This window comes from Mesorhizobium sp. M4B.F.Ca.ET.058.02.1.1, from assembly GCF_003952505.1.
Lineage (GTDB): Bacteria > Pseudomonadota > Alphaproteobacteria > Rhizobiales > Rhizobiaceae > Mesorhizobium.
Window position 1 is genome coordinate 4,709,757 of sequence record NZ_CP034450.1, and the last position, 13,568, is coordinate 4,723,324.

Sequence of the window (13,568 nt, forward strand, 5' to 3'; positions counted from 1 at the left end):
CAGATTCCGAGATTAGTCGGACAGTTTTGAAGCAGACATAGTACCTGTGGGTAAGCAACCTTGGCATGCATTTCCGATTGATTGCGTGTTTCAGAAATTCGCGGACACCCATCCCGCTATTTATTTGTCTCAGTCGAGGGGTGCACTCCACTGCTGTCCGCGATTTAGCGGAACGACTGTCCGTTTTTGCGAAATGCGCAGATTGATCATCAAGGAGATGGGATGCCGAAAAGACGAAGGCCATAAGACAATTACGACAACTGCTTCGGATTAACGCGGACGGATTGAGCGTTCGCGACCTTTGCCACGATGCTGGGCATTGCGGTAGCACGGTGCAGGACAATATCAGCTCGCGAACTGCCGTCGGACTTTCCTGGCCGTTGCCGGCAGACCTGGCGGATGATGTTCTCGAACATCCGCTCTTTTCCCGCCAAGGAGTCAAACAAGGACTACGCCGACGCACACTGGATTGGAGGGCACTCGAGATCGAGCTGACGAAGCCGGGCGTGACACTGTTCGATCCTGTCTGAGATATCGCACTGTCCATTCCAACGGCTACGGCTACAGGCGCTCAAGGCGTGGGCCGCGTAAACAGGGCGCGAAACAGTTCCTCGGAGTGCCGAGGGCCCTCATCCGTTAGCACCAAGGATTTTGCCTTGTTGACCGGGTCGGCGATCAGCCCCTTCGGTGCAGTCGATCCGTCACGTCCCAGTCAAAGCCCGTCCAGGCGCACCGTTCATTGTGCAGCGTCAGCCACGGCAGCGTCAGGACCGCATCACTTGTTGGTGTCGATCTCCATCGCAGCAGTTTAGCACAGCTGCCTGTCGCGACGCGGACCGGATGGACACCAAGAGCCGGCGATGGCGGCGGGTTCACATCCTACCAGACTGGCTTCATTGCGTTATAGGCGAGAGTAACGCCGGTTTCCTGCGGTCATTGACGGAATTCGCTTAAAGGCGACTCCATTTAAGTTGTTACTATCGAGAAACAGAGGCTGCACTACAGCCTAAGGGAAACACCTAAGGAAGGAGGACCAAATGTCGCAGGAACTTGACTATCTCAGCCGCCGCGTCGCTGCGGGCCGGCTGAACCGACGTGAATTTCTAGGCCGCGCGACGGCGCTCGGCGTCTCGGTCACGTTCGCGAATTCGCTCCTCGCTAGCGCCGCGCGCGCGCAAGGGCCGGTCCGCGGCGGGATCATCAAGGGCGGTCTCGCGGGCGGTGAGGCGACCCAAAGCCTAGATCCGGCGACCTTCATGACGTTGCCGTCCAGCTTCGGCAAATGCTGGGGCGAGTATCTGGTGCAGCTGGCGCCCGACGGCGGACTGGAACACCGCCTCGCCGAGGAAATCGGCTCGTCCAAGGACGCCAAGGTCTGGACCTTCAAAATCCGTCAGGACGTGGAATTCCACAACGGCAAGACCTTGACGGCGGAAGACGTTGTGGCGACGTTGGATCGCCATTTCAATAAGGAATCGAAGTCCGGCGCGCTGGGTATCTTAGCCAACATCGAGGGGCTCAAGGCCGATGACCGTGATGTCGTCATCACCTTAAAGCAGCCAGACGCCGAGCTGCCCTACCTGATGACGGACTATCATCTCGTCATCCAGCCGAACGGTGGCAAGGACAGTCCGGCCGAAGGCATTAGCGCAGGGCCCTACAAGGTGACCGTGAATGAGCCGGGCGTCCGCTATGGCGGCGAGCGCTTTGCCAATTTCTGGCAGTCCGACAAGATGGGCTTCGCGGACCAGATCGAGATACTCGCCATCAACGATGCCACCGCCCGCGTTTCCGCGCTGCAAGGCGGCCAGGTGCATATGATCAATAAGATCGTGCCCAAGGTCGTCGATCTTATCAAGCGCGTGCCCAACCTGAAGGTGGAGGTCCTGTCGGGTCCCGAGCACTACTGTTACGTTATGTTCTGCGACACAGCGCCCTTCGACAATAAAGATCTCAGGATGGCGCTCAAGCTCGCAGTGGATCGTCAGGAAATGGTCGACAAGATCCTGCGCGGCTACGGCACGGTCGGCAACGACTTCCCGATCAATGTCACATATCGGCTTTACCCTGAAGACATTGAGCAGCGCGCCTTCGATCCCGAAAAGGCAGCCTTTCACTATAAAAAGTCGGGTCACAGCGGGCCGATCCTGCTCAGGACTTCCGAAGTGGCCTTTCCCGGCGCCGTCGATGCCGCGCAGCTCTATCAGCAGAGCTGCGCAAAGGCCGGCATCACCCTCGAGGTCAAGCGCGAGCCGAGCGATGGCTACTGGTCGGACGTCTGGCTAAAGCAGCCCTTTTGCAACACCTACTGGTCTGGGCGCGCTACGCAGAGCCAAATGTACTCAACCGTCTATTTGTCGACGGCTTCCTGGAACGACTCACATTTTTTTAACGACAGGTTCGACAAGCTTCTCATCGAGGCGCGCGCCGAACTCGACGAGGAGAAGCGCAAGAACCTCTATCGTGAAATGGCCATCATCGTCCGAGACGAGGGAGGGACGATCGTGCCGATGTTCAACCAGTACATCGACGCGATCTCCGACAAGGTTGGCGGCTATGTCGGAGGGGTCGGCCCACTAATGGACGGTAACGCGTTCGCGAAATGCTGGATCGAGGCCTGAACGGAGCGTATGGGCACGCTCGTTTTGGGCTGGTTGCCCAGTGCCTCGCGATTGAAGCGGCGATATAATTGCAGACTCCGACAATACCGAGCGAAGATACCCCGCCAGCAATCGTCGCCTTTGTGCATATAAGATAGAGAAACGCGGAGTTCCTGTGGACTGGGGAGTTTTGTAAAAAGTGACCTGAGACCCTTGTTCCCTCCAGTTCAACGGAGAGAGCAATGCTCTGATGCTCCGATACCATTTTCTGGACCGCCGGAAGGTAGAGTTTCCCGGCTTTCTCACGATGGCGGGCTGGCGGCGCCATCGGGATTGAGCAACGAGATCGGGACCTTGTGTCCGATTGCGCCATGTGGACGCACCTCGTTGTACAACACGACGACAGAACGCCCACGGGATCGCGGAGCACGAGCTTTTTTACCCGTGGCATCCTTGGGCCGGGAGCCTGGCCCATATTCATGAGGTGGTCAGAAGGCTGGTAGAGAGGTTTTCCGTTGCAGCCTCCCTGGTCGGGGATCCGATCGATGGCTGGAGATTCCAGCCTGGATGTTTGATCGGGCGGCTAGTGCCGCCTGGCAGGTTGGCGCCGCTCCCCATGTCGATATTGCTGCGCTACGCGCGTTGGCGGCGCTGCTGCAGGATGTAACACCCGCTTCGGGCACCCCATCGCAAATGCGAGATTCGAGCGCAGCATTGGGCTCTCACGACGCGAATCGGGGAGATGTCCATGCCGCGCCAGCTCACCACGTATCAGTTGGATCTGTTCACCAATCCGCACGATGTCGAGACGCCGCGGACGCCGCTATGGCAGACGCAGCCCGCCGAGACGCGCCGGACGCTGACGAAGCTGATGATCCGCCTGATCCTCGACCACGCCGACGGCGACCTCGCTCGGGAACGGCAGGAGGCGCGCCATGATGTCTGAGAAGATCAGGCCGCACCATCTGGAGCGCAAGGCGATCCTGTATGTTCGGCAATCCTCGGCCCATCAGGTCCTCCACAATCGTGAGAGCAGCGCCCTGCAGTATGCGATGCGCGATCGCCTGACGGCGCTTGGCTGGTCTCGCATCGAGACGGTCGACGAAGACCTCGGTCGCTCGGCGGCCGGCGGCGTCACACGTGCCTGATTCGACCGAATGGTAGCCGAAGTCTGCCTCGGCAAGGTCGGTGCGGTCGCGGCGCGGGAAGTATCGCGCTTCGCCCGCAACAGCCGTGACTGGCAGCAGCTCATCAAGATGTGCCGCGTCGTCGATACCGTGCTGGTCGATCAGGAGACGGTCTATGCGCCGCGTCAGGGTAATGACCGGCTGCTGCTGGGACCGAAGGGCAGCCTCAACGAGTACGAACTCGATCTTCTGCGTCAGCGTTCCCTGTCGGCACGCTACGAGAAGGCCCGGCGCGGCGAGCTCATTGTCACGGCCCCGGTCGGCTTCGTGAAGGTCGGCGACAGGCTTGAGAAGGATCCCGATCGCCGTGTCCAGGACGCCATCATTCTCGTCTTCGACAAGGCGCCCGAACTCGGCAGCGCCCGGCAGGCCCTGCTCTGGTTCCTCGAGCATGGGCTGGATTTGCCAGCCAAGCGCTACAACGGTGACGTGGTCTGGCGTCGGCCAAATTATGCGACCATCCACCGGATGATCGAGAACCCGATCTACGGCGGCGCCTACGCCTATGGTAAGAGTCGTGTCGCGACAGGATATGATGCAGCGGGAGTGATCCGACCCAGGAGCCGCCGCTGTCATCGGGCGATGAATATTCCCTGATTGTGGGCATCGAAAATTCCCTAGTTGGCGCTGCTGCCGCCAGTTCCGGGACGCGTCCCGGAACTGGCGGCTTTCGCTCCGGCGTTGATAGTCCGTCCCGATTTGATCGGAATCGGAGCGGCGCTGGTGGTCCAACTTGGAGAACTTCTGATGATATTGGATCTACACCGTCAGGGCCTGTCCGTGACCGCAATCGCCCGGCGAACGGGCCGCGATCCCAAGACGGTCCGCAAATACATCGAGCGCGGGCTCGAACTTCCCGCCTATGGCCCGCGACAGGCGGGGCGGCCAAACAAGATCATGCCCTTTGTCGACTATCTGCGCGAACGGGTCTCGGCCTTTCCCGATCTGAGCGCCGTGCGCCTGACGCGCGAGATTCGTGAGCGCGGCTATGACGGCGCCTACACCGCCGTGAAGCGCTTCGTGGCCGCAATCCGACCGCAGGAGCAGGTGCGTCCCTTCGAGGTGCGGTTCGAGACTCCGGCCGGATATCAAGCACAGATTGACTTCGCGCGCTTCGTCACCGAGTTCACCGACGCGCCGGGCGTGACGCGCATCGTCTGGCTGTTCTCGCTCGTGCTTGGCCACTCGCGCTACATCTTCGCCCGCTACGTCATCCACCAGGACCTGCAAACGCTGCTGCGCTGTCATATGCAGGCGTTCGACGCCATTGGAGGAGTACCGATCGAGATCCTCTACGACAGGATGAAGACGGCGGTCACCGGCGAAGATAACGAAGGCCACATCATCTACAATCGCTCGCTGCTGGCGCTGGCCAAGCACTTTGGCTTCCAGCCCAGAGCCTGCCGGCCGTATCGCGCCAAAACCAAGGGCAAAGTCGAGCGACCATTCCGCTATATCCGCGAGGACTTCTTCCTGGCCCGCAGCTTCCGCAATCTCGACGACCTGAATGAGCAATTGCAAGATTGGCTCGACACCGTCGCCAATGCTCGCCTGCACGGCACCACGCAACGCATCGTTAGCGAAGCCTTCGCGGCACGTCGCGTCAGCCATGATGGTCTCGTCTCGATCGGCGGCAACTACTATAGCGTTCCCGATCGCACCCGGCGCCTTGTCGAGGTTCACCAGCTTGCCGACTGCATCCGCATCCTGGACGAAGGCAGGCTGGTCGCCAGCCATCCTGTGCTCGAGGGGCGCCGCCAATATCGGATCGATCCTGCTCATCGTCAGGGGTTAGCTCGCCACGCCGCGAGGAAGACCGCCCCGGATATCATCGTCGGCCGCCTCGGCGATCATGTCGCCCGGCGCTCGCTCGACTTCTATCAGGCCGTCGCCGAGCGACTGGCCGTCGCGGGGAGCCGGTCATGACCATGCACGCATCCACGATCGACAGCATCAGGAAGAGCCTGGTCGGGCTGCGCATGCCACGGGCGCTCGAAGCGCTTGACGCGACCCTGCGGCGCATCGAGCAGGGCGAGATCGACGGCATCCAGGCTTCGACGAACTTCTGGTGGAAGAACTAACTCTGCGCGAAAGTCGGCGCATCAAGGCTGCTCTGATGATGGCGCGCCTGACCACCATCAAGACGCTCGCCGGCTTCGACTTTGCTTTCCAACCATCGCTCGATCGGAACCGCATCATGGCGCTGGCCGAACTGAAGTTCATCGAGCGGGCGGAGGTAGTCCATCTTCTCGGCCCGCCCGGCACCGGCAAGAGCCATCTGGCGACCGCGCTCGCCGTCGAAGCCGTCAAGGCCGCAAAGAGCGTCTACTTCTCCACGCTCGCCGACATTATCGCCTCGCTGGCCAAGGCCGAGCGCGAGGGGCAGTTGCGCGAGCGTATCCGCTATCTATGCCGCGCATCCCTGCTGGTCGTCGACGAAATCGGCTATCTCCCGGTCGTGCCCGGCGGCGGCAATCTCTTCTTCCAGCTCGTCAATGCCCGTTACGAGAAGGGTGCCATGATACTCACCTCCAATCGCGGCTTTGCAGAATGGGGCGAAGTTTTTGGTGATCCTGTTGTGGCAACAGCATTGCTCGACAGACTTCTTCACCATGCCGTCGTCGTGCAGATCGAAGGATCGAGCTACCGATTGCGCCAGCACGCTGATCTTGTTCCCGAGCATGTTCGCTCCAAAGCGCTCATCAATCCGCTGCCACCGCCGAAAAAGCGTGGCCGCCCAGCAGGACTGAAATCGACCGATCAAGAGGCCGGCTGATCACCGAAACCTTCACCCGCCAGATAGGGAAAATTGGATGCCCACTTTTGCGGAAACTTCGGTGCCCATTGACAGCCGCAAGGCGCGAGCCGAGTGGCTGGCTCTACCCGGATGTCCATGAGGGTTATGTCAGTTGGGAACGAGCGGAGGCGATCCGCAAAATGGTGAGCGACAACGTGCCCACGGGCCGGCATCACGGAGCGCCCAAGCATGGCGACGCTCTGCTCGCCGGCCTTGTCCGCTGCCGGCGCTGTGGACGCAAGCTGACGGTCCGGTACACCGGAACCAAGCACAACATTCCGCGCTATTCGTGTTGGCGGGGCTTGCTCGACAACGGCGAGCCGCGCTGCATCGCATTCGGAGGATTGCGCGTCGACGACGCCATCGAGGAAGCTCTTCTGCGGGTTGTCGAGCCGGGAGCGATTAGCGCGGCCGTCGAGGCCGCAGCACAAGCGGCCAGTCGCCGCGATCAGGTTCGTGATGCGCTGGTGTGCGATCTCGAGGCGGCACGCTACAGCGATGATCGGGCATTCCGGCAGTACGACGCCATCGATCCGCAGAACCGGCTGGTCGCGGCGGAACTGGAGTTGCGATGGAACCGGGCGCTCACGCGTGTCGGCGAGATAGAGGGCAGGATTGCCGCGCATGATGGCTCGACATTGGAAACCATCACTTCTGTCGCCAATACACGTCGCCGCGCTCGCCGCCGATCTCAAGGCGGTCTGGTCGGCGCCGACGACCGACGCGAGGCTCAAGAAGCGCATCGTGCGCACCGTCATCCACGAGGTGGTCGCCGATATCGATGAAGAAGCGTCAGAGATCGTTCTCCTGATCCATTGGATTGGCGGCGTCCACACCGAACTGCGCCTGCCGAGGCGGCGGCGCGGACAGCGCAACAGCACTTCGGCCGACATCCTGGCCGCCGTCCGGCAACTGGTTCTCATCGCCAATGATGACCTGATTGCCGGCATCCTCAACCGGAACGGCCTGGTGACCGGCCACGGCAATCGCTGGACACGGGAGCGGGTCACTGCGCTCAGGTCGCATCACAAGATTCCGGTATTCCGGCCGGCGCCAGACGGGAATGAGCCATGGCTTAATCTGAACAAGGCGGCGCGTTTGCTCGGCATTGCACCGAAGACGCTCAGGCTCGCCGCCGAAGCAGGCGAGATCGAAGGTGTTCATCCCCTGCCGGATGGCCCGTGGATCTTCAGCCGATCAACGCTCGGCGAACCGGTGGCTCAGAGCATTGTTTGGCGTGCGAGGCAGAACCCACAATACCCCACAGGATCGCACCCTGATCAACAAAACCTATTCGCTTCAACAACATAGACAGATGGGTATGAAACAGGATTGTAGTATCTGCGCCAATCCTCCAACTTTTTGGCCGCGTCGGCAAGCGTCAGGAACCAGTGGGCATTCAGGCACTCCGCCCTGAAGCGGCCGTTGAAAGCTTCGATGTAGGCGTTGTCGGTTGGCTTTCCCAGGCGCGAGAAGTCGAGCGCAACGCCCTTGGTGTAGGCCCACAGATCGAGGTCGCGGGACACGAACTCCGTGCCCTGATCGACCCTGATCGTCTTCGGATAGCCGATCCGAGGACAGACTTGTTCCAGCGTCCTGACCACGTCCTCTGCTCGGTAACTGAAGCGCGGGTCGAGCACTGGCACGTAGCGCGAGAACGTATCGACGACCGCCAGCACGCGGATCTTCTTTCCGGTCGCGAGTTGGTCGTGAACGAAGTCCATCGCCCACACGTCGTTGGGCTCGACGGCCGGCTGGCGATCGTCTCGTAGCTTCGCCTTCACGCGCCTTTTCGGTGTCTTGTTCCGCAGTTGAAGCCCTAAATCCCTGTAAATCCGATAGGTCCGCTTCATGTTGATGTCCCAGCCCTCGCGCGTGAGCATCACGTGCACGCGCCGGTAGCATAACGAACCCGCGTTGCACAGATGTCCTTGATCCGAGCTTCGATGCCGGCTTGATCACGGCGACGGGACTTGTAGTGATAGGTCGATGTGTCGAACTCCAGAACCCGACAGGCGCGCCGGATCGACACGTTCCACTCAGTACAGGTATCCGCCACCAGCTCGCGTTTGCGACCAAGCCTCACAGTTTTCGGCGAATGACGTCCTGCAGCATCTCCTTGTCCAAGGAGAGATCGGCCACCAGCTTCCTGAGCTTGCCATTCTCATCCTCAAGCTGCTTCAGTCGCTTCATCTCCGTCGGCAGCAGCCCGTCATATTTCTTTTTCCAGTTGAAGTAGGTCGCCTGGCTGATCCCCAAGCGGCGGCAGATCTCCGCCACCGGAATGCCGTCCGCTCCCTGCTTCAGAATGAACGCCTTCTGGGCGTCCGAAAACTTCGATGCCTTCATAGCTGTCCGCTCCTCTCCCAACTGGGAAATTACAGCGGAAAACTCCAATTCTGAACGATCCAGTTTTCAGCGATCAGAGCAGTATCGGAGCATGATCGGGACGGACTCTACCAAAAACTAGAGGAGCTTCGGGTCTCAGGTCAGGAGGAAGCGAGTGACCCGTGGAACGGTCCAGGAAAATGCACAGGAGCATCTTGACCAAAACGACCCCAATCAGAGAGGACTCTTAGATACCACTCCCGTCTCGGTGATGGCCGGGGAGTGCCCGATCGCGACGGGCAGATACGGTGGACGCGACAGGATGCCCGTCACAGTTCTTAGCTTTCCAATTCATCTCGGATGGCGCGGAACGCCGCGAATGAATCAAACGGAAGGGGTTTGGGAGCCTGGTATACTTGGTTAGGCCACTGTGCGCGTTTCACCGGTAATTGGCCAGGCTGGTGTGAGAGTTTCACCGCCGCGAAGTCCGCCTCCGGGTCGATATAGATCAGCTGGCCACCATACCCCCATGCAACATAGGCGCCTCTCTCTTGGTCTTCGATCCAGAACGTATTGTGATAAGCACCGTTTGGGAACTCTGACCTCGCATCTACGTAAGAGCTCGCATCATTTCCGAACGACTCGAATAGGACAGGCTTAGGGCGTCGAGTAGCCTCGATCCATTCAGATGGGACGATCTGCGTCCCGTTGAGTCTGCCGCGGCGCAGATGCAGCAGCGCGAAGCGCGCAAAGTCACGAAGTGTGGCCTGGAATCCGCCGGACGACATGGAAAAGCGGGATTTGTCTACGATTTGGCAGGCGTCTTCCTCCGCCCCCATCGGCCCCCATAATTCGCTGCTGTACAGCTCCGGGAGAAACTTGCCGGTTACGCGCTGCATGATGAGCCCCAGCACGTCGATGTTGGGGTCAAAATACGCGAAGCGGGCGCCGTGCGGCGCCTCCTGCTCCGTTATCCGCAGAATGGCTTGCCACACGTCAGCTGGAGCCTCAGGGTGTGCCTCTGGGGGGCCGAAATATCCCGATGCTACGATGTAGTTGAAGTAATCGGTATCTGGCACGTACCACGGGCCCTTGAGCGTCGCGCCCGCAGTCATGTCCAGCAGGTGCTGCACCGTGGCGCCGCGATAGGCCGTCGCCTTAAGTTCCGGCAAATACCGTGTTACCAGATTCTCAGGGTCGACAAGCCCCCGGTGGACAAGGATCCCGAACACCGTCCCCGTGATGGATTTCGAACCCGATCTAGCGATGTGCTTTAAATGCGGTTCCATGCCATTCATGTATGTTTCGAACACGATCTCGCCGCGATGCAGAACCAGAAACCCGTCAGTATAGTCCCTCTCGAGATATTCACGGATTGTGGCGCGCCGGCCGTCTCTAGACGCAATTTCGATGTCACCGATATCCCTGAGCCGCTGTGGAAGCAGCAGGACCGGTCCTGGCCCCCGCCAAACCCTGGCGGTTCGCGTATATTCGCTTACGTGCGAAAATGTCCAGCTGCTATAAGGCCAGAAGGACCATTCATCCGGCGGGATCATAGGCGCACCTAGCATGGGATCGATCTGCCATGACTCGGGGTCGGGCTGCGATGACTTGCCGGCAACGCGGCGGCTGAGATAGTCGGGTTCAGGCGACATCGAAATGCTCCCCCCTTTAGGAGTGGCCCTACGGCCCGCGAATAAATGGACTATCTCGTATATAGCATGGTCGATGGACCGCTTCGCGCGCACTAACTCTCGTCAACGCAGCAAATCGGCGTTTTCTTGCCGCCTGCGCAGTTTGACACGCCTTGCAGGGTGCGTATTCCGACGAAGCCGGCCATCGATTCCGATTTGAAGCCGGCCATTTTTCGGACTGATTCTGGGTCTCGTTGATGTTTGGATTGGGTTTCGTTTCCGGTCAAGCTTGCGCTGTTTCAGACGCTCTTGGCGAGCGCTGTTTTCGCATGCTTTCACCGGTGAGATCGATGTGCGGTTGCCACCACGGGATCGCCAAACACGCTGCCCCATTCGCCCACCGGCGGTTGGAGGTGATCAGGATCGATCCTCGCTCATAACGCCGCGACACTAGTCGGAAGAACAGATGCGCGGCATTGGCTTCGAACGGGAGATAGCCGAGCTCGTCGATGATCAACAGTTCGGCCGCGACAGGGTGGTCAGCTGCTTTTCGAGTGAACCGTCGTCATGGGCCTTGGCCAGCATCGCCACGAGCGTGGCCGCCGTGACGAACTGGACGCTATGGTTCTGCCGGATCGCCTCGCGCCCGAGAGCCACCGCCAGATATGTCTTGCCCGTACCCGGAGGTCCAAGGAACAGGACCCTGTCGCCATGGGCAATCCAGCGGCAGGTCGCCAACTCCCGGGTTTGGCGCTGATCCAGCGACGGCTGCGCGTCGAAGTCGAAGCCATCGAGTTCGCGCACAAACGGGAACTGCGCGATCTTGCCTGCCATGGAGATGCGCCGCTCGTCGCGCCGCGCGATCTCGCAGGTCACCAGGAAGGCCAAAGCCTCGCGCAAGGTCATTTGCGAACGCTCGGCTTCGTCCAGCAGGGTATCGAGCTGATCCCGGATCGCGGTCAGCTTCAGCCGGTCGAGCTGAGCCACCAGCATCTCGTGATCGACCGCCGTCATCACCACCTGCCTCCCACCAGTGCCTCATATTCGGCCAGTGGCTGCAACAGAGCGGAAGGCGCAACGATATCCGCCGGCGCCGATCGTACCGGCGCAGCAGCGCCGACCACGCCGGCAAGATGGGCGCGCTCGACAATCCGTTGACGACGTCCGCGGCACAAGGCATGATCCGCCACCATCTCGCCCGCATGACGCACGATAACGCGACCGCCCAGCACCACGACTTGGACGCTCTCTCCGATCAGCCGCCAGGGGACTGAGTAACTGTTCGTGTCCAGGTCGATTGCCCAGTCTGCCTGGACCTTGCGCACGAGATCCCGCAGCTGCCCAAAAGGCGCCCGTCCGCCCAGAGGGCGAAGCGCGATGGCTTCTTCGGCAAAGCGCTCCGCAGGAGCCACGCCGGTCGTGCCATGCACACGCTGATCGGCAATCTCGCGCGTCCACCGGTCTAGATGCGCCTCGAACGCCGCCCAGTTCTCGAACCGGCGGCCGGCAATCGCATTGCGCTTGACGTAGCCGACCCCGCGTTCGTCCTTCCCCTTCGTACGCGCCCGGTAGGGCGCACAAGCCCGTGGCGTAAATCCCCAGTAGCGGGCAAAGGCGTGCAGCCGCACATTGAACCGCACCTCCCGCGTCGCCGCATCGTGATGTTCGACCAGCGCCTTCGGATTACCGGACTTTTGTGTCCCGAGCGGTTATGTGCCCCGGCGGGCGTAAGTTTCTGCGATTAAACGACCTGATTGTCTCGCCATCCGCCATGCCAAATCTCCAGCTCCTGCCGAATACCTTCTGGCAGAAACCTCAATGTTCACAAACAAGCGAAATCAATGGGGTGTCGGCGGCGCATACGCAGCACTTCGTCCTGCTCATCAGATCGCACTCCAGGAGATGGTGGAAGCGGTGCGGACTGACAAAGAGCGCGTGGGGCGACTGGAGACCGCCATCGCCGAATTCGTACCGAACTGGACACTCGCTTCGGTCGTGCGCGCTCTGCAGGCGGAAGTGGGAATGCCGGTCGGTTTGAGAGCCCTCGCCAGTTGATGGGTTACCTAGGCTTTGTTCCCGGCGAGCGGTCGACCGGGGAGACAGTAAAGAGGCACTAAAGCCGGCAATGGACGCGTCCGAGCATTACTGGTCGAATGTGCCTGGACGTACCGATATCCGCCTCGGATCGGCAAGAGGAAGCTATATCGCTTACAAGAGGTATCATCATCCGTTCGCGAGATCGCTTGGAAGGCGCAGACCCGCCTGACGGCCCGCTATCGAATGTTGAGCGCCCGAGGAAAGAAGTCGACAGTCGTGTGCACGGCGGTCGCGCGGGAACTCGCCGGCTTCATGTGGGCGGTCGCCAAAGAGGCGCGGCAAACCCGTCATAACAGCGACGGGACCAGCAACTCGCGCATTGGCGGAGGCGGGACAACGGCAGGGGAATGTCCGTTCACCGCTTTGTGGCCGGCAGGGCCGACGCCCGCAGTAAGACCGGAACAGCCCCGGACGCATAATCGGGAATGCGGTAGCCAATCCGCGTCAGAGCTTGATCACCGACGTCCTTCAGTTCCGCCTACACCAATGCGCGACCCATCCAATACGTCGTTCTGCGGAACGAGAGATTCGGCGCGTCTACAGCGTTGACAGCGGACATCAGGGCGGGAAGCTGAGGCCGTTCAGCGCTGGTAGTTCGATGGCATGAGGCGTCGATATCGCTGTTTGGCCAGCCATTTGGCGATGCGCTCGAGGATCTGGGTGAGCTACGCGTGCGGATCGACCTGTTTCATCTCGGCGGTCTTGCCGACCGCCGAACTATGCCGAGTGGGCGGGGTTCTGCGAGCCGTTTTTCGTGACGTAGCGGTAGCAGGATCGGCATAGCGTAGGCCCTCTCCGTCGCAAGTGCGCGAAGGGGAGGATACATGAACGCAAGTGACTCGAACGCAGCACACTGTATCGGAAGCTGATACACGGGCCGTATGGCGAATTTACACGCGTTTACGCGGGCAGATTGTCGGAGGAA

Annotated in this window: 9 protein-coding genes and 6 pseudogenes; 9 read left to right on the forward strand and 6 right to left on the reverse strand. The window is 60.6% G+C overall.

The features are described 5' to 3' along the window. Positions 1-251 precede the first annotated feature (251 nt). Entirely contained in the window at positions 252-416 is a 165-nt protein-coding gene (locus EJ073_RS31705) for a hypothetical protein (protein ID WP_190233804.1), read from the reverse strand. A gap of 155 nt (positions 417-571) precedes the next feature. Further along, a pseudogene (locus tag EJ073_RS22980) lies at positions 572-804 on the reverse strand (DUF6429 family protein). Positions 805-1,037: 233 nt separating this feature from the next. Here EJ073_RS22980 and EJ073_RS22985 point away from each other — a divergent pair. The 8 genes and pseudogenes from EJ073_RS22985 to EJ073_RS32450 all read left to right on the forward strand — a co-directional run bounded on the left by EJ073_RS22985 (position 1,038) and on the right by EJ073_RS32450 (position 7,895). Beyond that, positions 1,038-2,621, forward strand: a complete 1,584-nt coding sequence (locus EJ073_RS22985) for an ABC transporter substrate-binding protein (RefSeq protein ID WP_126057714.1) — start codon at positions 1,038-1,040, stop codon at positions 2,619-2,621. Between the two features lie 727 nt (positions 2,622-3,348). After that, complete coding sequence (locus EJ073_RS22990; RefSeq protein ID WP_126057715.1) at positions 3,349-3,546, forward strand: hypothetical protein; 198 nt, start codon at positions 3,349-3,351, stop codon at positions 3,544-3,546. Further along, positions 3,536-3,748, forward strand: a complete 213-nt coding sequence (locus EJ073_RS32440) for a hypothetical protein (RefSeq protein WP_245455328.1) — start codon at positions 3,536-3,538, stop codon at positions 3,746-3,748. Before EJ073_RS22990 ends, EJ073_RS32440 begins: the two co-directional genes overlap by 11 nt. A 9-nt stretch (positions 3,749-3,757) precedes the next feature. Then, positions 3,758-4,384 (forward strand): recombinase family protein, encoded by a 627-nt coding sequence (locus tag EJ073_RS22995; RefSeq protein ID WP_245455329.1) that lies wholly within the window; start codon positions 3,758-3,760, stop codon positions 4,382-4,384. A 126-nt stretch (positions 4,385-4,510) separates the two neighbouring features. Next, positions 4,511-5,713: an IS21 family transposase gene (gene istA / locus EJ073_RS23000; RefSeq protein WP_126059313.1), complete on the forward strand. Its 1,203-nt coding sequence runs from the start codon at positions 4,511-4,513 to the stop codon at positions 5,711-5,713. After that, positions 5,710-6,563 (forward strand): annotated as a pseudogene (istB, locus tag EJ073_RS23005) (IS21-like element helper ATPase IstB). The gene istA and the pseudogene istB (EJ073_RS23005) overlap by 4 nt, the downstream one beginning before the upstream one ends. Positions 6,564-6,724: 161 nt before the next feature. Continuing rightward, positions 6,725-7,369 (forward strand): zinc ribbon domain-containing protein, encoded by a 645-nt coding sequence (locus EJ073_RS32445; RefSeq protein ID WP_245455330.1) that lies wholly within the window; start codon positions 6,725-6,727, stop codon positions 7,367-7,369. Next, the gene (locus EJ073_RS32450; protein WP_245455331.1) at positions 7,329-7,895 is read left to right on the forward strand and encodes a recombinase; all 567 of its coding nucleotides are present in this window, start codon (positions 7,329-7,331) and stop codon (positions 7,893-7,895) included. The genes EJ073_RS32445 and EJ073_RS32450 overlap by 41 nt, the downstream gene beginning before the upstream one ends. A gap of 20 nt (positions 7,896-7,915) precedes the next feature. Here the strand turns inward: EJ073_RS32450 and EJ073_RS23015 are convergent. The 4 genes and pseudogenes from EJ073_RS23015 to EJ073_RS23030 all read right to left on the reverse strand — a co-directional run. Then, positions 7,916-8,933: pseudogene (locus tag EJ073_RS23015) on the reverse strand (IS3 family transposase); the annotation flags it as partial. A gap of 317 nt (positions 8,934-9,250) precedes the next feature. After that, complete coding sequence (locus EJ073_RS23020) at positions 9,251-10,567, reverse strand: serine hydrolase (RefSeq protein WP_126057716.1); 1,317 nt, start codon at positions 10,565-10,567, stop codon at positions 9,251-9,253. Between the two features lie 332 nt (positions 10,568-10,899). Further along, positions 10,900-11,560 (reverse strand): annotated as a pseudogene (gene istB / locus EJ073_RS23025) (IS21-like element helper ATPase IstB); the annotation flags it as partial. Further along, positions 11,560-12,225 (reverse strand): annotated as a pseudogene (locus EJ073_RS23030) (IS21 family transposase); the annotation flags it as partial. The pseudogenes istB (EJ073_RS23025) and EJ073_RS23030, both read right to left, overlap by 1 nt. 196 nt (positions 12,226-12,421) lie before the next feature. On the opposite strand from EJ073_RS23030, the pseudogene EJ073_RS23040 reads away from it, so the two are divergent. Continuing rightward, positions 12,422-12,922 (forward strand): annotated as a pseudogene (locus EJ073_RS23040) (transposase); the annotation flags it as partial. Positions 12,923-13,568: the final 646 nt, after the last annotated feature.

Excerpts from the sequence above, each read along its gene's own strand:
- EJ073_RS31705 (WP_190233804.1), bottom strand. The coding sequence starts at position 416 with ATGTTCGAGAACATCATCCGCCAGGTCTGCCGGCAACGGCCAGGAAAG.
- EJ073_RS22985 (WP_126057714.1), top strand. The coding sequence starts at position 1,038 with ATGTCGCAGGAACTTGACTATCTCAGCCGCCGCGTCGCTGCGGGCCGG.
- EJ073_RS22990 (WP_126057715.1), top strand. The coding sequence starts at position 3,349 with ATGCCGCGCCAGCTCACCACGTATCAGTTGGATCTGTTCACCAATCCG.
- EJ073_RS32440 (WP_245455328.1), top strand. The coding sequence starts at position 3,536 with ATGATGTCTGAGAAGATCAGGCCGCACCATCTGGAGCGCAAGGCGATC.
- EJ073_RS22995 (WP_245455329.1), top strand. The coding sequence starts at position 3,758 with ATGGTAGCCGAAGTCTGCCTCGGCAAGGTCGGTGCGGTCGCGGCGCGG.
- EJ073_RS32445 (WP_245455330.1), top strand. The coding sequence starts at position 6,725 with ATGGTGAGCGACAACGTGCCCACGGGCCGGCATCACGGAGCGCCCAAG.
- EJ073_RS23020 (WP_126057716.1), bottom strand. The coding sequence starts at position 10,567 with ATGTCGCCTGAACCCGACTATCTCAGCCGCCGCGTTGCCGGCAAGTCA.